18 protein-coding genes are annotated in these 24974 nt (G+C 43.0%); 2 read left to right on the top strand and 16 right to left on the bottom strand.

Annotation, left to right across the window (positions count from 1 at the left end; genetic code table 11):
* The 6 genes from fusA to CDC37_RS16630 all read right to left on the bottom strand — a co-directional run bounded on the left by fusA (position 1) and on the right by CDC37_RS16630 (position 7028).
* A complete protein-coding gene (gene fusA / locus CDC37_RS16655) occupies positions 1–2079 on the bottom strand; it encodes an elongation factor G (RefSeq protein ID WP_096623314.1) in 2079 nt (692 codons plus the stop codon).
* Positions 2080–2230: 151 nt separating this feature from the next.
* Positions 2231–2701, bottom strand: coding sequence for a 30S ribosomal protein S7 (gene rpsG, locus CDC37_RS16650; protein WP_096623312.1), 471 nt, complete (start codon positions 2699–2701; stop codon positions 2231–2233).
* 554 nt (positions 2702–3255) lie between these two features.
* On the bottom strand, positions 3256–3633 hold the full coding sequence (gene rpsL, locus CDC37_RS16645; protein WP_096623310.1) for a 30S ribosomal protein S12: 378 nt from the start codon (positions 3631–3633) through the stop codon (positions 3256–3258).
* A 77-nt stretch (positions 3634–3710) separates the two neighbouring features.
* Entirely contained in the window at positions 3711–4082 is a 372-nt protein-coding gene (locus CDC37_RS16640; RefSeq protein WP_096623308.1) for a HesB/IscA family protein, read from the bottom strand.
* Between the two features lie 266 nt (positions 4083–4348).
* Positions 4349–4762: a phosphomannose isomerase type II C-terminal cupin domain gene (locus CDC37_RS16635; protein WP_096623306.1), complete on the bottom strand. Its 414-nt coding sequence runs from the start codon at positions 4760–4762 to the stop codon at positions 4349–4351.
* A 277-nt stretch (positions 4763–5039) separates the two neighbouring features.
* Complete coding sequence (locus tag CDC37_RS16630) at positions 5040–7028, bottom strand: phosphodiester glycosidase family protein (protein ID WP_096623304.1); 1989 nt, start codon at positions 7026–7028, stop codon at positions 5040–5042.
* Between the two features lie 1155 nt (positions 7029–8183).
* On the opposite strand from CDC37_RS16630, the gene CDC37_RS16625 reads away from it, so the two are divergent.
* Complete coding sequence (locus CDC37_RS16625; protein WP_096623302.1) at positions 8184–12875, top strand: glutamate synthase-related protein; 4692 nt, start codon at positions 8184–8186, stop codon at positions 12873–12875.
* A 963-nt stretch (positions 12876–13838) separates the two neighbouring features.
* Here CDC37_RS16625 and CDC37_RS16620 read toward each other — a convergent pair.
* The 5 genes from CDC37_RS16620 to CDC37_RS16600 form a co-directional block, all read right to left on the bottom strand.
* Positions 13839–14738, bottom strand: coding sequence for a polysaccharide deacetylase family protein (locus CDC37_RS16620; RefSeq protein WP_096623300.1), 900 nt, complete (start codon positions 14736–14738; stop codon positions 13839–13841).
* Between the two features lie 1217 nt (positions 14739–15955).
* On the bottom strand, positions 15956–17281 hold the full coding sequence (locus CDC37_RS16615; protein ID WP_231943091.1) for a hypothetical protein: 1326 nt from the start codon (positions 17279–17281) through the stop codon (positions 15956–15958).
* 195 nt (positions 17282–17476) lie between these two features.
* Entirely contained in the window at positions 17477–17845 is a 369-nt protein-coding gene (locus tag CDC37_RS16610) for an EamA family transporter (protein WP_096623298.1), read from the bottom strand.
* A 93-nt stretch (positions 17846–17938) separates the two neighbouring features.
* Positions 17939–18940, bottom strand: a complete 1002-nt coding sequence (locus tag CDC37_RS16605; RefSeq protein WP_096623296.1) for a glycosyltransferase family 2 protein — start codon at positions 18938–18940, stop codon at positions 17939–17941.
* A gap of 591 nt (positions 18941–19531) precedes the next feature.
* The gene (locus CDC37_RS16600; protein ID WP_096623294.1) at positions 19532–20266 is read right to left on the bottom strand and encodes a class I SAM-dependent methyltransferase; all 735 of its coding nucleotides are present in this window, start codon (positions 20264–20266) and stop codon (positions 19532–19534) included.
* Positions 20267–20338: 72 nt separating this feature from the next.
* Between CDC37_RS16600 and CDC37_RS16595 the strand changes: the two genes are divergently transcribed.
* Positions 20339–20557, top strand: coding sequence for a DUF2839 domain-containing protein (locus CDC37_RS16595; protein ID WP_096623292.1), 219 nt, complete (start codon positions 20339–20341; stop codon positions 20555–20557).
* Between the two features lie 207 nt (positions 20558–20764).
* On the opposite strand, the gene CDC37_RS16590 is transcribed toward CDC37_RS16595, so the two are convergent.
* From CDC37_RS16590 to CDC37_RS16570, 5 genes are all read right to left on the bottom strand, one after another.
* Positions 20765–21766 carry a transaldolase gene (locus CDC37_RS16590; protein WP_096623290.1) on the bottom strand — a complete coding sequence of 334 codons (1002 nt, stop codon included), beginning with the start codon at positions 21764–21766 and terminating at the stop codon, positions 20765–20767.
* 820 nt (positions 21767–22586) lie between these two features.
* Positions 22587–22919, bottom strand: a complete 333-nt coding sequence (locus tag CDC37_RS16585) for an STAS domain-containing protein (RefSeq protein ID WP_096623288.1) — start codon at positions 22917–22919, stop codon at positions 22587–22589.
* Between the two features lie 171 nt (positions 22920–23090).
* Complete coding sequence (locus CDC37_RS16580) at positions 23091–23714, bottom strand: XRE family transcriptional regulator (RefSeq protein ID WP_096623286.1); 624 nt, start codon at positions 23712–23714, stop codon at positions 23091–23093.
* A 153-nt stretch (positions 23715–23867) separates the two neighbouring features.
* The gene (locus tag CDC37_RS16575; protein WP_096623284.1) at positions 23868–24353 is read right to left on the bottom strand and encodes a Dps family protein; all 486 of its coding nucleotides are present in this window, start codon (positions 24351–24353) and stop codon (positions 23868–23870) included.
* Positions 24354–24391: 38 nt separating this feature from the next.
* Positions 24392–24652, bottom strand: a complete 261-nt coding sequence (locus tag CDC37_RS16570) for a sulfiredoxin (RefSeq protein WP_096623282.1) — start codon at positions 24650–24652, stop codon at positions 24392–24394.
* Between the last annotated feature and the right edge of the window lie 322 nt (positions 24653–24974).

The following is a 24974-nucleotide window of genomic DNA, read 5'->3' as shown; positions in this document are numbered from 1 at the left end:
TTATGCGTTCCCTTTGCTTTTTGCAATGATAGCCTCGGCTACGTTGCGAGGTACTTCATCGTAGTGGCTAAACTCCATTGAGAAGATGCCGCGACCTTGGGTTTTTGACCGAATGTCTGTGGCATAGCCAAACATTTCTGCTAAGGGGACTTTTGCTGTCACCTTTGCAATCCCATCATCTGAATCCATCCCTTCGATTTGTCCTCGACGGGAGTTCAGATCACCCATGACATCACCGAGGAAGTTTTCGGGAACCTCAACTTCAACTTTCATCATAGGTTCTAAGAGGACGGGGTTTGCTTTCATTGCGGCTTCTTTGAGCGCCATTGAACCCGCAATTTTAAAAGCCATTTCCGAAGAGTCTACATCGTGATATGAACCATCGACTAGGGTTGCTTTGATATCAATCAGTGGATATCCGGCTAAAACTCCGGATTCACAGGTTTCCTTCATCCCCGCTTCGGCAGGACCTATGTACTCTTTCGGTACTGCACCGCCGACTATTTTGGAGACAAATTCAAAGCCACTTCCTGGTTCTCCTGGCTCTAAATCAATCACAACGTGACCGTACTGCCCCTTACCGCCGCTTTGACGGATAAACTTACCTTCTACCCGAGTCACACTCTTGCGGATTGTTTCGCGATACGCAACTTGAGGCGCACCAACGTTTGCTTCGACTTTGAATTCCCGCAACATCCGGTCTACAAGTATTTCCAGATGCAACTCTCCCATCCCGGCGATGACGGTTTGGTTGGTTTCCTGGTCAACGGTAACACGAAATGTGGGATCTTCTTCCGAAAGCGCCTGCAATGCCTTAGAAAGCTTGTCCATGTCATTTTTGGTTTTTGGCTCAACCGCCACCGAAATGACTGGTTCCGGGACATACAGTGATTCTAGGATTACGGGTGAGTTTTCATCACAAAGGGTATCACCTGTTAAGGTATCCTTTAACCCCAGAGCTGCCCCTAAATCGCCTGCCCTTAGTTCCTCCACGTCTTGGCGGTCGTCTGCTTTCATGATCACCAGGCGCGAAACCCGTTCTTTCTTGCCTTTAGTGGCATTGTAAACATAACTGCCTTTGGTGAGAACACCCGAATAGACGCGCACAAATGTCAAACGTCCGTAGGGGTCTGACATAATCTTAAAGGCCAGGGCGGCTAAGGGTTCGTTGTCGTCGGCATGACGCTCTACGATTTCGCCACTGGGTAAAGTCCCTTGGATGGCAGGTACGTCTGGAGGTGCAGGTAAATAGTCTACAACTGCATCGAGCAAAGATTGAACACCTTTGTTTTTAAAGGCAGAACCGCACAACATCGGTACTATTTTGCCTGTGATTGTGCCAGTTCGCAAAGCGGACTGAATCTCGCTTTCTGTGAGTTCTTCTCCCTCGAAATATTTTGCCATTAACTCATCATTGGTTTCGGAAACCGCTTCGATGAGTTTAGTCCGGTACTCTAATGCCAATTCCTGCATGTGGTCGGGAATTTCCACATCTTGGATATCCGTCCCCTGGTCATTGGTATAGATTTTCGCTCGCATCCGCACCAGATCCACAATACCTTGAAATTCATTTTCGCTACCAATTGGTAACTGAATCGGTACTGCGTTGGCACGCAGGCGATCGCGTACTTGTTCGTAAACTCGATAAAAGTTTGCGCCGGTTCTGTCCATCTTATTGACAAAGACAATCCGCGGCACTTGGTAGCGGTCTGCTTGCCGCCAAACTGTTTCTGTTTGCGGTTGTACACCACCAACCGAACACAAAACCGTGATCACACCATCAAGGACACGCATGGAACGCTCAACTTCAATTGTGAAATCTACGTGCCCCGGTGTATCAATAATATTAATTTGATGACCTCGCCAACTGGTACTAATTGCTGCTGCTGTGATGGTAATTCCCCGCTCCCGTTCTTGGGCCATCCAGTCAGTCACCGCCGTACCTTCATGGACTTCACCTATTTTATGAATTATCCCTGAGTAAAATAATATGCGTTCGGTTGTTGTTGTTTTGCCCGCATCTATATGCGCCGCAATACCGATATTGCGTACTTTTTCTAGCGGGTGTTGCCGTGCCACAAGTTCCTCCTATTCTCAAGAATGCAGCATGATATCTTGTATATTACACTTTGTTAAGATTTTATACTTTTAGGGAAAACCGCAATGGAGCATAAAAAGATAAATATAGTGATATACCGCAGTTGCTAGCAAGGCGATATATCAAGGCTTTTTAGTAGCGATAATGGGCAAATGCTTTGTTTGCTTCTGCCATCCGGTGGGTTTCTTCGCGTTTCCGAATTGTACTACCGGTCTCGTTAGCTGCATCCATCAATTCATTGGCTAAACGACTAGCCATTGTCCGACCTGGACGTTGACGGGAATATTGGGTTAACCACCGCAAAGCTAAGGTTGTACCCCGTTCGGAACGAACTTCCATCGGTACTTGATAGGTTGCACCACCAACTCGACGGGCTTTTACTTCCACTAGGGGAGTGGCGTTGCGCACCGCACGCTCAAATGTTTCTAGGGGGTCTGCACCGGTTCTTTCTTCGATGGTCTTCATTGCATCGTAGACTATGCGCGCTGCGAGGGATTTTTTCCCGTGCTGCATAATCCGCCGAATCATCATACTAACTAAGCGACTGTTGTATACAGAGTCAGGTGGCACTGGCCGCCTTTTAACTACACCACGACGAGACATAGTAAGCTACTACCTTCTACTACCTTTGAATTATGGATAAAAGCAAATCGGAAATGAAAACAACTAATCTGTTAATATTCAAGTCTTTTCGGCTTGATGGTGTGAATCCAAACTTGAATACAGCTATTTTGGTTGACTTAAAATGACAGCGATGCTGATGAAGACAACAAAACGGCTTAATTCTTTTGTTAATTAGCGACTCGACATCCAAGGCGAATTTATTATATACCCTAAACGCCCAACTCGAACGCCAAACCTGGAAAACGATAACTTGAAAATTGCTCTTTGGGCAGCTTGTTGAGCAAACTTACTACACCGAAGCAAGTCTTCCGTTTGATTTTGACCAAAAAATTGATTTGGGAAAAATCCCAATCTTTGCAAACACAACAATAATAAATAATTCAAAACACAATCTACAAGAAATCCAAGGGATTTACACCGATTGGAGGTGTAAATCCTTCACTCAGACCGCCTGAATTGTTCTGCTGCCATATATTTGTGCTTGAATCTAACCAAATTAACAATAGTTAGTTATTCACTGTATAGCCATTTGGTTAACTTTGTTTCGGACGCTTGGTTCCGTATTTGGAACGCCCTTGCTTGCGGTCTTTAACTCCGGCTGTGTCAAGAGTACCGCGAACAATATGGTATCGCACACCGGGTAAGTCTTTGACCCGACCACCGCGAATCATCACCACTGAGTGTTCCTGGAGGTTGTGGCCAATACCGGGAATGTATGCAGTCACCTCAAATCCGGAGGTGAGACGAACCCGTGCCACTTTTCGTAATGCTGAGTTAGGTTTTTTGGGCGTGGTTGTGTACACGCGGGTGCAGACACCGCGACGCTGGGGACATTGTTTCAGGGCGGGCGATTTTGTTTTCTGACGCGCAATTTCGCGTTCGTTTCTGATTAATTGCTGGATTGTTGGCATGGGTTACAGCACGTCAAAAAGCTGCTCTTGTCTAAGTTTTAACAAATCCCAATTATATCTTTTACCAGGGGATTATGTCAAACTTTGATTATTTTTTCAGATTTATCTACATCGACTGCGAAGGAGTTGCCACATCCACAGGTGGCGATCGCCTGCTGGTTTTCAAAGCGAAAGCCTCCCCCCATCAGGTCTTCAGAATAATCAATCCCTAAATTATTGACATAATCACAGGATTGTGCATCTATAATCACTTTAATTCCTTGACAATCGAGGAGAATTAGTTTTTCATCTACTTGCTCCGATGGTGGGACTAGGGATAATTCGTAATACAAACCAGAGCAACCACCGGGTTTAACAGCGATGTGGAACCAGGAATGAGGTAAATTTTGCTTGGCTTGCATCCGTTTAATTTCTGCGATCGCACTCGCACTCAGATGGACAATACTCATAATTATTTTCTAAATAAAAACCCCATCTGCAATATACATGCGACAGGGTGACGATTTGAAGCAAGGTATTGATGATTGTTGCGAATTGTCGGTGATAGTTGTGAGCTAAAGACGCAATTTAGATTCAGCTTTAGCAGTTGGTTTTCTGACGGGAAAGTGAGTCGGGAGTGGGGAGTAGAACAATTTTACTTGCATTAGTTCTGGTGTACGCAGCACATCTCCCTAATCCCAACAGATAAATTCAAAAATTAAACAGAATTTCTATACTATTTTTTTGTAGTTTCAATGCGCGCATAATCATCTTGGTAGCGGACAATATCATCTTCGCCCAAGTATTCTCCATTTTGAACTTCAATTAAAATCAAAGGAATCACCCCCGGATTTTCTAAACGGTGCGGTGTACATTGGGGGACATAGGTTGATTCATTAGTACCAATCAAAATTTCTTTTTCACCACAAACCACTTTTGCTGTACCGGAAACAACAATCCAATGTTCACTGCGGTGGTGGTGCATTTGTAAACTCAAGCGATGACCAGGTTTAACTTCAATCCGCTTAATTTTATAACCACGTCCTTCTTCCAGAACCGTGAAGGAACCCCAGGGACGCAATTCCGTTGCAGCAACTCCCCGGGGAGTCGCAATTGCCAATGCTTCGACTTTTGCTGTTTCTTGAGCCATGTTTACCTCAGTGCCAAATTGTAATTAAAATTCCAAAAAATATGCCTTACCCATACAATTGATGGAAAAATATACGTCTATTTCGCAACCGTAAAAATTAGCAATTTCGTCACCCTTTGGTAAACATAGCAAAATGATTTGAGTTCGTGGTTTATACTTTGATGAGATTACCTATTTCTACACGAACTCTTCATAAAATTAATTTATATTTGGTGTCTGCTTTAAAATTTGATGGAGACGACCCGTCGGGTCGTCTCTACCGCATTGTCGGGTTGTTTTACCGCAGGAAAATACCGATACCATTATGCACGCGAGCTGCGGTATTTCCAGAACGGTCTACCAGCCTCCCACCTAGGTATAAACTAGTTGAACTACCCCCGTCTAAATTCAGGGCATTTACGCATCCCATACTCTGCATTAATTGAGCGTGTTCCTGTAAAGTTGGCCCAGCACCCGCAGCCCGGTTGTGAACTGCTGCAATAAGGATATTGCCGTTATTGGTTGTACAAATAGCACTCCGTACAGCCCTCTGAGCGATAAATGCGGGGCTAAATTTTTCACCTTCCCCGTCCAGCACAATCTGGCGATTTTCTAACAACAAGGGACCGGCACTGATAATGTGGGGATAGCGGCTAAATTCGCTGGGTAGGGTAGCTGATTGCAGGCGAACTGGTGTATTGGGTACTAGAGTATTGGCAATAGTATTGGCATTTCCTCGCAATACGAGTAAGTATCCGTTTTGGGGTATGGGTTCGCTTTGTTGACCAAGGGTGGGAACGTCGGTTCTTTTGGTGATTCGGTTATTTTCGACGGTGAGGATGGTTTCGTTGTTGGTCATGGTTGTGTAGGTGTTTCCCCAGGCTGATGTGTAACGGGAAACTCCTGCTTGCACGTAACCGCTATTGAGGTGGAGGATGGGAATGGGGGGATTTGTACCTACGAGTAATTTTTCATTCAAGGTCAGACGGCCAAAATAAAATTGACCAGAATCATTCCAGGCGATCGCACCCCGATTTAAAATGGGACCAGATAACCATTGGCTATTGCTACGAATTGCTCCCAAGGGTAAACGGTTGTTGCGATTGAAGTATCCACCGTTAATTGCTGCTACCACTCCTGCGTTTCGGGCAATTTCCACTAGGGGAGCTGTTCCTTGTTGAGAATTACTGTTTGTCAGAATTGGCCGTATACGAATTTGGCTCAGTCGGGGGTTAATTTCCAGCCAATTGACGGGAAATCTGTCTGACCCTAAGTTTACCATTTGTTGTCGCCAAGTGATACCACTAGCCCAAGCGATTTGCCGATTTACCAGCGCGTCAGCCACAATTTCCACCCGCATGGTGGGGTTGGTGGTTGCGGTGGTGGAAATTCGCGGAACAAAACCAAAGGGAACGCTCAAACGAATCAGGGTTTGATTGTTGACTACTTCAACTGCTTGCATCAGGGGTTCTGCTGCTGGTGGGGTGGGTGAAAGTTGTTTGAGAAGATTGGGTAGGGGGGGAATGGGGGGAATCGGTGGAGTAGGAATTGGCGGAGGTGGTGCGTAACGTCGTAAAATTTCGGCATCGGCAATCCCATCGAGGGTAATTGTCCAATCCCGGTTGGGTGGGGTGACTGGTTTGGATACCTCGTCCGGGTCTCCCTGAATTTGCCGAGGTGCTTCCTGTCGCAATTGCCAAGGGGTAGGACGACTCAGGGATATAATTACCTGTTGGGGGGCTGTTCCTGGTTGGGAGTTACCAATGCTTGTCAGATTTTGAATTTGGGATGGTGGGGTATTAATGGTGATGGTATTGCCTACAGTCTGAATTTGCCATCCCCAGCGTTGAGCAAGGGGGGTAATATCCAGGTAGCGATAGCCGTTTCTGATTACACCTGTTAAGTTTGTAGGAGCAGAGAACCATTGGATTGGTTGTCTTGTTGGTACGGATGTGCTTAATAAATCAGCTCCAAATAGTTGGTTTAAGACCCCATCGCTAAGGTGTATGCGTGGTCTTTGATTTCGGGAGTTACTGACAAACCAAGCTCCTTGATGGGGACGACCGTTAATAATTATTTGGGGTGATGGTGATGTTTGGACTGGAGGTGGTGGGGTTTGGGCACTAGCGATACTATTTATGCTATTACCGATGAATATTGTTAAAAATATTGCCCCAAAACCTCTTTTGAGAAAATCAGATTGGCAAAATTTGCTTGGATTATTTGGTGGCTCCTGTGAAAATCCGGTGGCGATTTTTCTTAAGTAATAATGCGTAAATAGTCCCATTTGTTTAATTTACTTGCTACTAATAGTTGGACGTAATTAGAATTAGTTTGGATCGACTTAATCTCAGTGTTGATGTTACAGATATCATTGCTCCCACCTTTGTTTGTAAATAGGGAGTAGGGAGTGGAAATAAGCTATTTTCTTGTTTGGTTTTGTCCAAACAACATGGGGACTGACTTGAAAGTGTAGACCCACAAGCAGCTTTCCGTAGGCTGTGGGGAGTGGTGAGTAGGAAAAACTACTTTCATCGATTCTGGCGTAAGCATTACATGTCGGCTACTCCCCACTCCCTATTCACTACTCCCTGACCTGAATACAATGGTTGATGTTACAGATTTCATTACTCCCTAGGGATGTTTCCCAAAAATCAACAAACGATGATATTTTTATCAGTACAAACGTGATAATGTAAATATGGACTGTTGTCTCTTGTCAAATAAATACGTATTTTCTCACTTGAATCGCCTAGAGGTGTGTTGGTGTCATCGGTTAGTAGATTTATTAAAGGTTTACTCTGAGAAGAACTCTAGTGTAGGCATTGAGTATCTCGATTTATTGCATGTGTAGAACTGCGAGTACAAATCGTAGTCGTGCAGGTAAGGGTACTTGTTATCGACTATCCAAGACCGCAACATCAGAATTTAGTTGGTGATTGTCAAACAAGCACTAAGTATCATAGGCTAGTTTTGTTGCTGAATTTGAGACAGTTTCAGCTAGGATATTTCCACAACCAAACCTAAGTCCGAACTTACAGGTGTGTAATAGTGACTACCTGGGGTATCCTCGTCTCTATCCATCGAGTTAGGAACTGAATAACCTAAGTTGGATTTTGGATTGTGAAGTATTTGCTGTATAAGCTTTTAACATGAACATCTGTCGTCACCCTTTTGTAAATTGTTAGTTATAACTTAGTCAGTAAATTATTGAGTATATTAATCAAGTACCTCTTAGACGCAAAGTACTAAATTCAACCCCGCATAAACCGTAAGAAACAACGGTATGATCTGAACACAGGCTCAACAGAAAAAACTATTCTCGATAGTGGTTTCTGTTACTTGAACGACTCAATAAAACGGAAATTGGGAATTCATAAACAACTTTTAGGGATGAAATTTACCGAATAAAAACTTAACTTTTAGGTGTCAGGGATAATCTATGGAAAACATATCAATGAATCAATCGAAAAAAATGACAAATTGGGAAAATTCGGCTGGGGATATCTACACTGGACCGCGTTGGTTGGTAGAAGAGCGGGATGCTTGTGGGGTTGGGTTTATTGCCCATCGTCGCAATGTTGCTAACCACGATATTGTCCGCAAAGCTTTAGTAGCCTTGGGTTGTTTAGAACACAGGGGTGGTTGTAGTGCGGATCGGGATTCTGGCGATGGTGCAGGGATTATGACCGCTATTCCCTGGCAGTTGTTCCAAGCTGAGTTTGCAGATAAAAGTATAAATTTTGTCTCTACGGCAAATTTGGCTGTGGGGATGTTATTTTTACCCCCAGAGGAGTCGGTGGCTGCTGTGTTGAGGGAGAAGTTGGAACAGGTTGCAGCACAGGAGCAAATTAGGGTTTTGGGATGGCGAGTAGTTCCCACTTGTCCAGATGTATTGGGAATACAGGCACGGGAAAATTTGCCGCAGATTGAGCAGGTTATATTGGCAGTAGATGATAGGTGTGGCGACGAGTTAGAGCGGCAGTTATATATTTTACGTCGTCGTTTAGTCAAAGCCACTAAAGAGATTTCTGAGGATTTTTATGTAGCTTCCCTATCGAGTCGGACAATTATTTACAAAGGGATGGTGCGTTCCTCGGTTCTAGGGGAGTTTTATCAGGATTTACAAAATCCTTTATTTACCAGTGCCTTTGCAGTTTATCATCGACGTTTCAGTACCAATACTTTACCGAAATGGCCCTTGGCTCAACCGATGCGGTTATTAGGTCACAATGGGGAGATTAACACCCTATTGGGGAATATTAATTGGATGATGGCTCGGGAAGCAGAACTGGATAATCCAATTTGGCAAGGTCGGTTTGAAGAATTAAAGCCCTTTGTCCAGTTAGATAATAGTGATTCGGCGACTTTGGATAATGTGTTTGAGGTGTTAGTGCGTTCCGGTCGGAGTCCCTTAGAGGCTTTGATGATTATGGTTCCGGAAGCCTATCAGAATCAACCGGAGTTGCAGAAGTATCCAGAAATTGTTGATTTTTACGAGTATTACAGTGGCTTACAGGAAGCTTGGGATGGTCCGGCACTACTAGTATTTAGTGATGGTCGTAGTGTGGGAGCGACCCTGGATCGGAATGGGTTAAGACCTGCCAGATATTGTATTACGCGTGATGATTATATTGTCGTCGCTTCCGAAGCGGGGGTGGTGGAGTTTGCCGAAACAGAGATTATTGAGAAAGGACGACTTGGACCGGGACAGATGATTGCTGTGGATTTGGAATCCCAGGAAATCCTGAAAAATTGGCAAATTAAACAACGCATTGCCCAGGAGCGTCCCTACGGAGATTGGTTAAAACAGTATCGTCAGGATTTATACTCCCTTTCTGGTCATGGTGGCAATGGGAATGGTAATGGGAATGGAACGGGTGGTAGTTTGAATGGGGAGCCACCGACCATTGACCGACAAGTGCTATTGCGTCAGCAAGTTGCCTTTGGATATACCAGCGAAGATGTGGAAATGATTATCCAGGCAATGGCACAGGATGGGAAAGAGCCGACATTTTGTATGGGTGATGATATTCCCTTGGCCGTATTGTCTGAAAAGCCCCATTTGTTGTATGACTACTTTAAGCAGCGATTTGCCCAGGTGACAAACCCAGCGATTGATCCGTTGCGGGAAAGTTTGGTGATGTCCTTGAAGGTGGAATTGGGGGGACGGGGTAATTTACTCGATCCGAAACCGGAATATGCACGAAGGTTAAAGTTAGATTCTCCCGTGTTGACAGAAGGGGAGCTAGAAGCAATTAAAAAATCCTCCTTTACAACCGTTGAATTACCAACTTGGTTTGCGATCGCCTCTGGTCCGGAGGGGTTAGGGAAGGCTGTGGAGGCTTTGCAACTCAAAGCTGCTGAGGCTGTACGCCAAGGTGCGGATATTCTCATCCTCAGTGATGCAGCTAAGGATGGGGTAGGAGCGGGTATTGATGCTGACCATACCTACATACCTCCCCTGTTGGCGGTGGGAGCAGTTCACCATTACCTGATTCAGCAAGGTTTACGGATGAAAGCGTCCCTAGTGGTGAATACGGCCCAATGTTGGAGTACTCACCATTTTGCCTGTTTGATTGGTTACGGTGGTGATGCGGTTTGTCCTTACATGGCATTGGCAACGGTGCGGGATTGGTGGGTAGATCCAAAAACCCAACAGTTTATGGAACGGGGGAAAATTCCCGTCCTTACCCAAGCGCAAGCGGTGGAAAATTACCGGAAAGCTGTAGCCGCAGGGTTATTAAAAATACTCTCGAAGATGGGGATTTCCCTGTTGGCCAGTTACCAAGCGGCACAGATTTTTGAAGCCATTGGGATTGGGGGTGATTTACTGGCATTGGGCTTTCGGGGTACAACTTCGCGGATTGGTGGATTGTCGATTCGTGATTTAGCCCAGGAAGTTTTATCTTTCCATGCCAAAGCTTTCCCTGAACTTAGCCTGAAGAAATTAGAAAATTTGGGATTCATCCAGTACCGACCCGGTGGGGAATACCACATGAACAGCCCCGAATTAGCTAAAGCTTTACACAAGGCGGTGGATGGTAAAGATTATAACCACTACCAAACCTATAAAAAATACCTCCAGGAGCGTCCTGTGACTGCGCTGCGGGATTTACTCGACTTCCAGAGCGATCGCCAACCAATTCCCTTGGAGGAGGTAGAACCGGTCAGCGATATTGTCAAACGCTTTTGTACCGGGGGAATGTCTTTAGGAGCCTTATCTCGGGAAGCTCACGAAACCCTAGCGATCGCCATGAATCGGATTGGTGGTAAATCCAACTCTGGCGAAGGAGGGGAAGACCCGGTACGTTATGGGGTTTTGGCTGACGTGGATGATTCGGGTCATTCTCCCACATTCCCCCACCTCCGGGGGTTGCGCAATGGTGATATTGCTTCAAGTGCCATTAAACAGGTAGCCTCCGGTCGATTTGGTGTGACTCCAGAGTACCTGATGAGTGCCAAACAAATCGAGATTAAAATTGCCCAGGGAGCAAAACCGGGGGAAGGGGGACAACTACCAGGGAAAAAAGTCAGCCCCTACATCGCCATGTTGCGACGCTCGAAAACAGGGGTGACTCTGATTTCTCCTCCACCGCACCACGATATTTACTCCATTGAAGACCTGGCCCAGTTAATTTTTGACCTGCACCAAATTAATCCCCATGCCCAGGTATCGGTAAAATTAGTTGCTGAAATCGGTATCGGTACAATCGCGGCAGGAGTCGCCAAAGCCAACGCCGATATTATTCAAATCTCCGGTCACGATGGCGGTACGGGGGCCTCACCCTTGTCATCAATTAAACATGCTGGTTCTCCGTGGGAATTGGGATTAAGCGAAGTTCACCGAGTATTAATGCAGAACCAACTGCGCGATCGCGTGATTTTGCGTGTGGATGGTGGTCTAAAAACCGGTTGGGATGTGTTGATGGGAGCTTTGCTCGGTGCGGAGGAATTCGGTTTTGGCTCCATCGCCATGATTGCTGAAGGCTGTATTATGGCACGGATTTGCCACACCAATAACTGTCCAGTGGGAGTTGCTTCCCAGAAGGAGGAATTACGGAAACGGTTTACCGGAATTCCCGAACATGTGGTGAATTTCTTCCTATTTGTGGCTGAGGAAGTACGCAGTTTGTTAGCCCATTTGGGATATCGTTCCCTCGATGAAGTGATTGGACGTGCAGATTTGTTGACAATGCGCAAGGACGCACGACTGACCAAAACCCAAAGTTTGAATCTAGATTGTTTGCTGAAATTACCCGATACCACAACAGACCGGAGTTGGTTGGTTCATGAATCGGTGCATAGCAACGGTGACGTTTTGGACGACCAAATTCTGATGGATTTGGATGTGCAGCAGGCGATTTCTACCCAGGGAGTGGTGACAAAACACATTAATGTGGTGAATACTGACCGTACCGTTGCCACCCGTTTGGCTGGACAAATTGCTTCTCTGTATGGTGATGATGGTTTTGCCGGACAAATTCACCTCAATTTTACTGGAAGTGTTGGTCAAAGCTTTGGTGCATTTAACCTACCAGGAATGATTTTGACCTTGACTGGAGAAGCCAACGATTATGTTGGGAAGGGGATGAATGGGGGAGAAATTATTATTAAACCACCTGCGGATGCTGGTTATAATGCGGCTGAGAACGTGATTATCGGTAATACCTGTTTATATGGTGCGACGGGTGGTTATTTGTTTGCCAATGGACTTGCTGGGGAACGGTTTGCAGTGCGTAACTCCAAAGGAACGGCTGTAATTGAAGGAGCAGGAGACCATTGCTGTGAGTACATGACAGGTGGTGTCATTGTCGTTCTGGGGAAAGTTGGACGAAATGTTGCTGCGGGTATGACCGGAGGATTGGGATATTTCCTGGATGAGGTTGGTAATTTTGCTGAGTTTGTTAACCCCGAAAATGTCAAAATTCAACGGGTGATCACAACTGCGGGTGAGAAGCAATTATATGAATTGATTCAAACCCACCTACAGCGAACAGGGTCAGCAAAAGCAGCGATGATTCTCAGTCGTTGGCAAGAATATCTACCAAAATTCTGGCAAATTGTTCCCCCATCGGAAGCTAACGAACCGGAAGCAAATCCAGAGTTTGCTCCAGCTTTAACGGCTGTTTGATCAAGGGCGAAGGGAGAAGAAACTAGTCTGAGAAAGAGTGGGATTAAAAAAAAGATATTTTATACCTGGATGCGAGCAAATTCAGTATAAATTTTGAGAAAAATCCGGCTTTTTATTTCAGGCTAAAGAGACGCGATATATCGCGTCTCTACGCCGAATGATTGGTTACATCGTGGTTTTATGTCTAATTGCACCTACCTACTCATTCCTACCCAAAACCACATTGAGAGTGGGTGATGGGGTAGTCTCCATCACCTAAATCTTTCGATATTACCCGACTGAATCCAGTGAAAACAAGCAAGACTAAAAATGCGATCACAACTTGGCCAAAATTATTACTTCACTCCTAACTTAACGTGAATTTGACGGATTGTAAACGCTACAATCTCTGTGAATCAATGATTTTGAAAGTTAAGGTTTAAAGCAACCTCATCCCATTAGTTGAGAACAAAGTTAATAACTGACTGATTCCAGGTTTAATGATTTTATTCTCAACATACTAGGAGGTTTTTAAAAACTTCCTACGAATGATACTGGACAAGAGTTTCAGGCTTTATATCATCGAACTCACGTTAACTTACATCTTACGGGTAATAGGTAAAATTAGGTAAAATGACGTGAATTCGACGGATTTTAAACACTACAATCCCTGTGATTTCCTAGGGAAATATATATATAGTTTGGGTTTCGTATTTTTATTTGTCACATTTTTTCAAATTGGTATCAGTTAGAAAACACCAATAAATTTGCTCAATGAAAAATTAAAAATGGTGGGTTGCAGACCATTTCACCCACCAGATAAATCAAAGACTTTTCCCGGATTTCTCACAAATTCCTCAAACTTTCAGTAAGTAGTCCGTGATGAGAGTAGGAAGTAGCAGGAAAATCAACCCACTACTCAAGGCTTATCACTCCCTTGTGAGAAGCGCAGGTTTTGATTTCCCTTGAAAATCCCTAATAACTTTATTTTTTGGCGATTGTTTGCAATTGTTTATCTTCTAGCGCCAACATTTCTGGCATAGTCACAAAACGATAACCAGAATCACGGAACTGCTTAATCATTGAGGGTAAAGCCTTCACCGTACTATCACGTACACCCCCACCATCATGCATCAATACAATACCACCTGGTTTGGAATTTCGCATGACGTTACTAATTAACCTTTCCGCAGGAGGACGCTTGTAATCATGGGAATCGGCTGACCACATAATTACTGAGTAGTTTTTACTACGGGCATAGGCAGCCGGGCCATTTCCTAAAATACCACCCGGTGGACGAAATAAATTGGTTCGCACCCCTGTAACTTGATATATAATTTCTTCAGTGGCATCAATTTCGTAGGCAGCAGCTTTAGGACTCATGCGATGATACCAATGATGCCAGGTGTGATTGGCAATGGTGTGACCTTCGGCAACAATCCGTTTGCCAATATCGGGGAAATTTTTCATGTTTCTGCCAATCACGAAAAACGTACCCTTGATATTATTTGCCTTTAATATATCTAATATCTGCTCCGTATATTTAGGCCAAGGACCGTCGTCAAAAGTTAAAGCTATAATTTTATCGCGAGGATTTGGTTTGACATCGCTTAATGTTTGACCCTGGTAGCGTTTAGGTATTTGCTGATACACTCCCTTTGCTGATGCCTGTTGCTGCCAACTGTCAAACATTTGCCCTTGGAACTCGGTGACGCGCTGACTCAGATTCGCGCTTGCAACTAAATTACCTGCGATCGCTCCTGATTCTATGTGATTATTTAAAGCCTCTGGTTGCAGGGGTAGCATCATACCCACTGTAACTGAGACAATCAAAGCGACCCCAGCGATTAGACAAAACCAAATATGTTTTGGTAATCTCAACATTCCTTTCGCGTTCACTTCATCAGCTCCTTCGCTGTCTAGAAATAAAAATCTCAAAATCTAGATATTGATTAATATTGTTTGATTAGTATCAGTATTTTTCCTGACCAATACTTATGACCAATGAATACTTATTATTTGTAATCATTAATGCATAAAAATTTGGATTGACTTGATTTAATGAATTACCGTCACTCTTCATCCAAAACTTGAGAGTCAAAATTATAGCCTCCCTTTATCTATCAAATAGAAATTTACTCATTATCTGATTCCCCAGCACAATTGATATGGGGAAAAAATTATAGTTATAAAAATTAGATAGTCGCTGGAATTAATTTTGAGCGATCAATTTGACTCCATCATTTGAACAATAGAGCAAGCTCTAACTTCAAAGTGAGTAGTTGTAGATGTGTAGCAGCTTACCGTAGTTTATAGGGAGTAGTGAGCAAGTAAAAACTACTTCCATAGTTTCTTTCTGATATAAGCAGTACATGTTCTGTGTTTCCCACGAGTGAGTGACAAGCATTGAGTAATCGGTTGATTTGTCTACTACTCCCTGAAAGTCTTAGATGTTTGTGAGAAATCCGGGATATAGGCTAGTCGGATGAAAAACTCATAATCGGGGAAAACCATTTTCCTCGACTGAAAATATTGTTTTCAATTAGGGAAAGCCAAGATGCAGTCTATTTAAAATTGGGAAGTTGAACTTTAGTTAACTTGATATATTTATTTCTCTATACCAACAATGAGAAAATGCTTCGCTCCTGTCGAGTTCAGCTATTCTATGGTGGCATAAAACACTAAGCTCATTTTTGCCCGGTGAGAGCGAATAATTTACTCCTGTAGAATCTTAAGCTTTAGTCTCAATCTTGACAAGGTATATTTTACTGCCAGGCTACATTTTAATCTTTGGAAGAAAATATAAATGTTTTCTAGCTGTAATTGAAAATTGGCTTGCTTCTAGTTATGATTAATACTAATACAGTAATATTAATATAACCTTATCCTCATATTTGATTTGTACATGGTTTATTAATATTACATGAATAGCAATAAATATTACAGTGAATATACTTAAATAGCCAATCTTCCTGACTCCCTAAATAAAATTTAGCTCGTAAATCAAAATATTTCCAGTATTTGGCTAACTTTTATTGGCAGAATTATCCTCCCTAGGTGAAATACCGGATGGGAACACATTGGTTTAGGGTTATCTTAAATTATGCCAGCCATTGATTAAGAGCGAATTGGACAGTAAAAATTGTTAATAGTAAGCCGCAAAAGCCGAGAACAAAGTATCCTCCCCTGGGTGTGCGTACTAACAACAGGGAGAAAGCCACGGGAATAGTGGCAATACCGTAGACATAACGTTCCACGGATGCGGTTAATCCGGTATTCAGAATTATTGCATAGGAAAACATCGCGTAGGCAAAAGCAATCATTGGTAAACGAGGACGGGTAATCAGCAAAACAATTAAACCCCCAAAAATCAAAGTCAGTTTGACTGATGGGTCACGGGTAAAGATGCTACCTGGAAATGGGTTGCGGGTGAGAACCCACGTTACCATCCAGATGACAGCAAAGGTATAGGTCAGAAGATGACTATTTATACGTGAACGTATACACCATAACAGGATACAAGCAAAAAAAATTATCAGCATTAACAATGGGTGGACAATGTTTTGCAGATTACCAGAGGCGAGATTATCGACACCAAGAAACACTTGTTGAAACATGAATCGCCATCCTTGCCAGGCAAAGCCTGCGGATGTGCGCCACCCTCTCTGGGCACGGAGAAAAGCCAGGGGTTCACGAAAAAGTATGTATTGATAAATACAATAAGTAACTAAACCCATACCTGTGAAAATAGCTGCGAGGTAAGCCTTGGGGGGACGTTTTTGTCGGAAGGAAGTAATGAACATTGCGGGAATCAAGGCGACACCAGTGATACGGGTAGCAGTGGCAAGACTACCAAAAATAGCCGTGGCGATGTAATTGCAACGGTCAAAAGCCCGAAGGCTGGCTGTTGTCAAGAGTAAAAATAAACCCTCGGTGTAAATTACGGTACAATAAAGTGAGTAGGGACACCAAGCCATAAATGCGATCGCCCACCAAGCAATTTTGGAGTTGTAACGCTCTTGTACCCAGTGGTAGAGGACAATTAGGGCAGCCAGAAACGCTAGATTATTCACCAACAGAGCGGCAATCGGAAAAGAAAAACCGATGCGCATTCCTAACCAGGTCAGTAGGGGATATAAAGGGAAAAAAGCTACGGAATGCTGGCGAGTATCATCGGCATACTCGTACCCAGAATGAACAATTCGGTAATACCAAATACTATCCCAAGCAAAAAACCGATCCCACCAACCATATTGATCGTAGGGGGGATCAATGGGGATAGAAATCCCTGGTAGGATTAACTGGGCTACAGTTTGGTTCTGAGCGGCAATCGGCACAATGATCATGGCGACAAGAACAATGAGTAATCGACTCAGGAACCAAATTATGAGGGGAGGAAAAATTATTGACCGCAGAGATTTCAGCATGGAGGTAATACTGTTTGACTTCAGAGTTGATACATTTAGGGGAGTAGGGGAAACAAGGGAAAAAAATGTATCAAAATTTGGGTGAAATGGTGTGACACAGGCAACAAATAGGGAATTTTGGATCTTTGATGGGGAAATATTCGCTGTATAAGCTTTTTACATGGACATCTGGCGGCATAATTGTTCAAATTGGTATTACTTTTGGGAGACTACGAGAATCACCCCACTGACAATTAGACCTAAACCAACTAATTGCAGCCAAGGTACGGTTTCTTTAAAAATAAAATGACCAAATAATACAGAGAACACGTATACTAGGGAGGCAGCTGGGCCTGCTACACTCAATTTGACGCGGGTTAGTAGTAGTATGTAGGCGATCGCACCGACACCATAAAATCCCAAACCCAGGATTAATTCTGGTGTGGTGATAATACCAATAATTTGTTTGCTAGGGTTACTGATATTGACTTGACCAAGTTTACCAGCGCCAATTTTCAGAAGCAATTGTCCACTGACACTAGATAATACGGATATTAGTAATAGTAGTAATTCTTGGGGATTCACGGGAATGTAGGAGTTAGGGGATAATCAAGACGCTATACCCGCAGGGTTGTCGTAGACTAGCGCAACTACGTGCCTTTTCTCATCTATCAAAATTTAATGTGGTCGAATACTAATTTCCCCCTCCCCTCCGTACTTCCGCACCTCCGCAGCTTGATACCTTTGCTCCATACCGCCAATTTCTTTGATGGTATATAGGGGTCTGGCTTTGATTTCTTCGTACATGCGTCCGATATATTCCCCTAGAATACCTAAACATAGTAACTGAACTGAACCGAGAAAAAATAGGGCTATGGTAATCAATGTATAGCCAATCAAAGATGATGCCATGTTCGATAAGCGCCAGTAAATCACAATCAAAATCATCACCATTGCCATCCCTGCGGAAATGATCCCCAAGTAGGTGGCAAACCGTAGGGGAATAGGAGAAAGGGAAACAATACCGTTAAGGGCTAAGGCTAAAGATTTCCCGAATGTGTACTTTTCTTTACCAGCGTAGCGAGGGTCTCGTTCAAACAAAACTGAAGTTTGATTAAATCCCACCCAAGCACGGAGACCGCGAATGTAGCGATTACGCTCCGGCATTGCATTCAGGATATCAACCACCCGTCGATCCATCAGGCAAAAATCCCCCGTATCGGAGGGTATATCCACATCAGCCAAACGCCGCAAAACTCGATAGAATGTATAGGCGAAAGCTTTTTTGAGGAATCCTTCCCGCTTACGGGCAATACGCTGGGCATAGACAACTTCGTTACCCTGTCGCCATTTTTCCACCATTGTCAAAATTAATTCCGGTGGGTCTTGTAAATCCGCATCCATGACGATTACAGCCTGTCCCAGAGCGTGGTTTAAACCAGCAGTGACGGCAATTTGATGACCGAAATTACGGGCAAAGCTAATGTATCTAACACGACTATCTTGCCTGTGGATTTCCCGAATAAGAGAGAGAGAGCGATCGCGACTACCATCATCGACCAATATTAATTCGCATTCTGCATCTAAGTCCTCCATCACCAAAGAAAGACGACGATACATTTCCGGAATATTCTCTTGCTCGTTATATATGGGAATCACAATGGAGTAAGTTGGTTGCATTTGTTTGTCATTTCGAGAATGGAAGCAGGGAAGAGAAAGGTGAAGAACTCAAATCAATACTTGGTTTGTTTGACAGCAATCCGATTGAAGTCGTGAAAAATAGCGTGTTCTTGACTGATGACTGATGACTGTTAACAAACCTACATGTAAGGTTTCACAAATCATTTAGGACTGCGGTATTTTTTTGCGGTATTTTTTTACATACCAGAATATGAGACGTGATATATTGCGTCTCTAGCAACAAAATTAATCTGTCGTCTTCTTTTTGGAAATTACGATTACACAGCAAAACCCTCCAATATCTGTCCCATTTATTCTCAAATGAGTATTATGAGTAAAAACTTGAATCTTATCAAGTAATGCCAATTATCTCAAATGAGGCAAAAGATGAAATCAAAAAAATCATTGCTAAATATAGCTTTTGTCTCAACGATTACGTAGCTTACTTCCCACATAGCGTGTATTACAAATTACGTACGCGAAGCGTTGCCGCAGGCTATTACGTAGCTTGCTTCCCGCGTAGCGGGTATTACGTAGGCGCAGCCTTGCCGTAGGCTATTACAAATTACGAATTATTATAATTTTTATCTCCTATTTTCTGGCAATGACTAATATAGAAACTCCCCAGGGGAAGGAAAACAAGGGTAAAAAATAACGTTCGCTAGCGAATATTTTAGTAAGGATACGATTGAGTAAAGGCGATGGAAGTTTCAAGTCGTCGCTGATGGTAGCTTGGGATTCTACTTTCAAGATTTTTTGATACATTCTGGTGAGAAATACTAGGGGAAAAAGGAAAGTATTGAAATAGGAACTTTTAGTAGGATGAAATCCAGCATTTTGAATTAAGCGGGATAATTGACGACGACGGTAACGACGTTGATGATGGTTGATTTCGTCGTGCTGACTCCAGAGAAATTGGTATGCAGGAACGGTAATAATTAGCCATCCTCCCGATTTTAAACGAGAATACAAAGCTTTTAAAGCAGCTAAATCATCTGGGATATGTTCAATCACATCCAAAGCTAAAATTAAATCAAAATCCTCCTCAAAGGGGATGAGATCCGGTAAACGGCCTGGCTTAACTAAAGTAAGTTGGCGTTGGTTGGCCAACTCACAGGCGATCGCTTCCACTTCCATTGCACTCACATCACCATGTTGGGATAGCATGGCCAGATTTCCGCCAGTTCCACAACCAACTTCGAGAATTTGTGCATGGGGGGGGAGTTGCAGACGACGAATAACACTATGAATGATTTGCCGACGAGCGACAAACCACCAATGGTGATCCTCGACTGCCGCATATTGTAAATAAAAATTCTGATCCATAAAAAAAGATAGTAGCGCGATCGCGTTACCATCGACTATAGGATTTAAATATATAATTTCAGATTCTTAATTATGGGTGAAGCAAAGCGTCGCAAACAAGCATTAGGGGAAAAATACGGACAGGAAACCGAACGTATTCTTCCTTGGGTTCCCATCACCAAAAAACAAGCGGAACAATTCGTGACAATTACTACCCGTGGTGCATGGATTGGGATTGGTTTGATGGTGACAATTTGGGTGACAATCCGTTTTATTGGTCCTGCATTTGGCTGGTGGGAAGTGGTTGGTTGATTTTGGCAGAATAGGGTCGTCGGGAGATAAGTAGTTAAATTAACATAGCGCGAAAGTCCCCACCCTCAAATTTTAGTAGGGTGGGGATGAATTTATTACTTACTCCCCCTGCTCCCGAAAGCTACCTTTGCTTGGCTCCACCGTCAATTTTCGGTCTCAGACAACTAGGGACAACTAGGTAATCATTCCGTTGACAGTTAACGCAATTTAAACGCCAATAGCAGTTTTCCCTTCCAATTTTGCTAACCGTTCTGCCAATAACTGTTCCAAGGATTCTAAAGCCTTAGTAAAGCCAGCAATTCCTTCCTCTAATTTTTCAGATGCCATTCGGTCTTCAGCGTGCATCCGCTCATAGGTTGCTTTGTCCATTGTAATTTTTTCAATTGGCATTGCTGCGGCTTTGGCTGCATCCAGTTTTTGGGGTAATTCTCCCGTGGTTGACTGTAATTCTGCTAACAACTTAGGTGCAATAGTTAACAAATCACATCCAGCTAACTCGATGATTTCGCCAATATTGCGGAAACTTGCACCCATGACTTCGGTTTTATAACCAAATTTTTTGTAATAGTTAAAAATCTTTGTCACAGATTGAACACCGGGGTCTTCCGCACCCACATAGTCACGTCCAGTTTCTTTTTTATACCAGTCGAGAATACGTCCCACAAAGGGAGAAATTAGAGTGACACCAGCTTCTGCACAGGCGATCGCTTGATGTAATCCAAATAAAAGGGTCAGGTTACAGTGAATTCCTTCTTTTTCCAGAATGGATGCTGCTTGAATCCCTTCCCAGGTGGTGGCAATTTTGATTAAAATTCGCTCTTTAGAAATTCCCGCAGCTTCGTATTGTTTGATTAAATCCCTAGCTTTGGCAACCGTTGCCTCGGTATCATAGGAAAGTCGTGCATCAACCTCTGTGGAAACCCGACCGGGGATGATTTCCAATATTTTTAAACCGAAGGCAACCGCTAACCGGTCAAAGGCTAAACTTAAAATATCAGCTTGACTAGCACTGCTTCCCAGGTCGCTTTTAGCTGTGAGCAAGGTTTGATCGACGATTTCCGCATATTCTGGCATTTGTGCAGCTGCTGTAATCAAGGAGGGATTTGTCGTTGCATCTTGCGGCTTAAATTGCGCGATCGCTTGAATATCTCCTGTATCTGCAACCACTACGGTCATTTTCCGCAATTGTTCGAGTAAATTATTCGTCATAACATAACCTCTTGAACTATATCTGCTCAGGACTTGTCTAAAATATTTGTTTGAATCGGCAGCTAGAACCTTTATTTGCAGTCAGCAGTCAGTTGATAATTCGCATTTAGTCCCATCCAATTCAATGATTCAAGCTATCTGATAATTCCCCTATCCTGAACGGTGGAGTCTAAATACCTAGTAATCAACTTTCCCTATCCACATCTTGATTTAAGTCCTGCTCGCTCCCCCTCCAGCCCTATTCTATGCACGCAAATACCAAAATTGTTGTACGTTTGTATGCAGTTTTGTTAAAAAATCTTGTATTTTTTCTCCCAATGGAAATCATCACACTTTGATACCAAATATCTAAAGAAAAGCTTAAATATAACTATAGGACTTACGCACTCGTTACGAGAAATCAGATGTTTGGGATTCCTTCCTGATGTTGTAATGACGGTGTTTACGTTGTCCTTGCGTCAGTCCTGATCACTACAGAAAATTTGCCTTCAAACAAGATAATCAGGAAAAATGTCAATTGTTAAATATCAACAAAGAATTTTTACTGTAAGTTAACAAACGTCACAAATGCTCTCAAAAAAATAGTGGCAGGTAAATTTAATTGTACCAGCCACTATTTGGGGAGATTGATGATGATAATTTTCCCGGATATAGGAATCCGATTTACAGATTGATGAAATGACTTGCGTAGTTAGGGAACAGGGTTGGTGGGCACTCTCAATAGGGGCATACTTATTTTTTGACACTAGCGCCGGTCATACAATAAAAATCAAATATGATTCCTATATCACATTTGAAAACATAATTGATTAATCTCAACTTATGCAACTAAAGACACTAAGTTTTTCTGAAACTCTTCTTGATCTGCAAATATTTCAAAAACTTTATCCATTCCAGTTAATTCAAATAAAATCCGAATTTGCTCATTAATCGAACACAGAACGAGTTTATTATTTGAAGCTCGCAAGGTTTTAAAAGCCAGAACTAGGGAACCCAGTCCAGAACTATCCATGAAGGAAACGTCTTTTAAATCAACTAAGACGATTTTGACTCCTTGTTGAGCTACTTCCGTGATTTGTTGGCGAAATTCCTGGGAATTCTCCGCATCAAGGCTGCCACTGGGCTGAAAAATCTTTACCTGTTCTGTCTGCATAGGATTAATTATGTATCTGAAATTGCTTGTGGAAACCGTAGATAGAAATAGAATGTGTCTATTATATCCCCATGATAGTTGATTTGAAAAAATGTCGCCAGATACATCTAAAAATGGTTTTTTTGTGTGAAAACAGATGTAAATGAGAATATCTACACCTCAAAAATTAAGTTAACAGCGACTTACTTGGGCACGATAGATCAGCCTACCTTTTTGCAGATAACCAGGCGATCGCACAATCACTAGATCACCTGGTTGGGCTGTTCCTTCACGGATTTGATGATACTGAGGATTATAGGCAATTGTTGCGCCAACGTTAGCTATTTCCGTAATTTCCCAGGCTGTTAATAGTTTTTTTAGGGGATTTTCTACTAAAGGAACTATTTTACTTGCTGCTAAATTCGGATTTTCCCTTGCTTTGGCTGCGGCAATGGGAAATTGTACCAGTAGTGATTCCATTAAGTCCAATATTTCCCGTTGTAAATCATGACGAATGCTTTCCTGGTTTGTTGTAAGCTCAGTTGTTTCTTGTGGATTATGTTTTGTTGCTAAACTCGATTTCTCACTTTCTCCAGGTTCCACATCGACTACAGAATCTATCAGTAATTCATCGAAACTAACCTGTAGAACCCGCGCTACCTTTAAGAGTACCTCAACACGCATCTGCCCTACTTCCCCACGTCGCAACCGCAACACCTGTCGCTCCGAAATTCCCGCTAGTCGTTGCAGGGCTTTCCAGTTGGGAATATTCGCACGTTGCATCATCAATTGTAGCTTAGACGCAAAATCAGCCATTGGTTTCGATGGTCAAATGGATTTTGGTGGGTAAGAAAAAAGTACGTAGTAGGGCTATAGTCTACGACAACCCTGTGGGTATAGGGCTTTATATTAAAGCTTTTTCGTCCCTAAAGCCACTACTACGAACCTCCTAACCTATGGGATAGACCACTACTCTTCCAACAAACTCCGCAACATCCAAGCGGTTTTTTCATGCACTTGCATCCGTTGGGTTAATAAATCTGCTGTTGGTTCGTCGTTAACTTCCTCAACTAGGGGGAAAATTGAACGTGCTGTCCGAACAACTGCTTCCTGTCCTTCCACTAATAAACGAATCATCTCTTTGGCTTTGGGTACTCCCTCTGTTTCAGGTATTGAGCTTAATCTGGCATATTCACTGTAGGTCCCAGGTGCAGGATATCCTAAAGCTCGAATCCGTTCCGCAATTAAATCCACCGCTAGAGCTAACTCGTTGTACTGGGTTTCAAACATTAAGTGGAGGGTCTGGAACATGGGTCCAGTGACGTTCCAGTGGAAGTTGTGGGTTTTCAAATACAGGGTGTATGTGTCTGCTAGTAACCGTGATAAACCCTCAGCTATTTTGCCACGGTTCGCGTCGTCAATACCGATATTGATTGCGGTTGTAGAAGTTGCCATAATTTTCTCCAAGATATTTAGGTAATGATTAATTTTGGTCAAGCTAAATGCATCTTTAAAACACTGCGAGGTGCTTTGCGTATCCGCGCTAGTATGGTTTCTTTTCCCAGTCGCTGACAAGCTTCGTAGCGATGACAACCGGAAAATCCGTAAAACTCTCCATCCACCTCTAAAACATCAATGGGTTCTTGCTGACCAATTTCAGCGATTGATTCCATCAGTGCTAATACTTTCTGCTGGTCGTTCACCCGAGGTAATGGTCGTTTTATCTGTTTGAGTGGTATTTCTTCTATTCTCACCTATACCTCCCTCCTCATAGGATCTTGGATTTTAGATTTTGGATTATCAGCTTTTCCCCGTGGACAAATTGACTCTTGCAGTTGATAGTCACAGGTAAAGCTTTCCCGCAAAGTACAACCTCCATCGATATTTTTCGCTTCTGAAATCGGATTACTATACAACTCCTTTGGATCCTTGATTGTGTGCTTTGTTTTTCTGACTTAAGTAAATCATACTCGTTATGACTTCGTTTTGCAAGGAGTGGGCGAAAGTGGAAATCGCTAATTAAAAATCGCAAATTCCGTACTAGATGTACCGAAATCTCAGTTAACCTGGAATTAT

Source organism: Calothrix sp. NIES-3974, from assembly GCF_002368395.1.
GTDB lineage: Bacteria > Cyanobacteriota > Cyanobacteriia > Cyanobacteriales > Nostocaceae > NIES-3974.
The sequence above is the reverse complement of the archived record's forward strand: the minus strand, read 5'-3'. Positions and strand labels throughout refer to the sequence as shown.

Coding starts and splice junctions, on each gene's coding strand:
- CDC37_RS16605 (WP_096623296.1), bottom strand. CDS start 18,940: ATGCAACCAACTTACTCCATTGTGATTCCCATATATAACGAGCAAGAG.
- rpsL (WP_096623310.1), bottom strand. CDS start 3,633: ATGCCAACAATCCAGCAATTAATCAGAAACGAACGCGAAATTGCGCGT.
- CDC37_RS16580 (WP_096623286.1), bottom strand. CDS start 23,714: ATGGCTGATTTTGCGTCTAAGCTACAATTGATGATGCAACGTGCGAAT.
- CDC37_RS16635 (WP_096623306.1), bottom strand. CDS start 4,762: ATGGCTCAAGAAACAGCAAAAGTCGAAGCATTGGCAATTGCGACTCCC.
- rpsG (WP_096623312.1), bottom strand. CDS start 2,701: ATGTCTCGTCGTGGTGTAGTTAAAAGGCGGCCAGTGCCACCTGACTCT.
- CDC37_RS16640 (WP_096623308.1), bottom strand. CDS start 4,082: ATGAGTATTGTCCATCTGAGTGCGAGTGCGATCGCAGAAATTAAACGG.
- CDC37_RS16600 (WP_096623294.1), bottom strand. CDS start 20,266: ATGGATCAGAATTTTTATTTACAATATGCGGCAGTCGAGGATCACCAT.
- CDC37_RS16575 (WP_096623284.1), bottom strand. CDS start 24,353: ATGGCAACTTCTACAACCGCAATCAATATCGGTATTGACGACGCGAAC.
- CDC37_RS16615 (WP_231943091.1), bottom strand. CDS start 17,281: ATGCTGAAATCTCTGCGGTCAATAATTTTTCCTCCCCTCATAATTTGG.
- CDC37_RS16620 (WP_096623300.1), bottom strand. CDS start 14,738: ATGTTGAGATTACCAAAACATATTTGGTTTTGTCTAATCGCTGGGGTC.
- CDC37_RS16590 (WP_096623290.1), bottom strand. CDS start 21,766: ATGACGAATAATTTACTCGAACAATTGCGGAAAATGACCGTAGTGGTT.
- CDC37_RS16595 (WP_096623292.1), top strand. CDS start 20,339: ATGGGTGAAGCAAAGCGTCGCAAACAAGCATTAGGGGAAAAATACGGA.
- CDC37_RS16625 (WP_096623302.1), top strand. CDS start 8,184: ATGGAAAACATATCAATGAATCAATCGAAAAAAATGACAAATTGGGAA.
- CDC37_RS16630 (WP_096623304.1), bottom strand. CDS start 7,028: ATGGGACTATTTACGCATTATTACTTAAGAAAAATCGCCACCGGATTT.
- CDC37_RS16585 (WP_096623288.1), bottom strand. CDS start 22,919: ATGCAGACAGAACAGGTAAAGATTTTTCAGCCCAGTGGCAGCCTTGAT.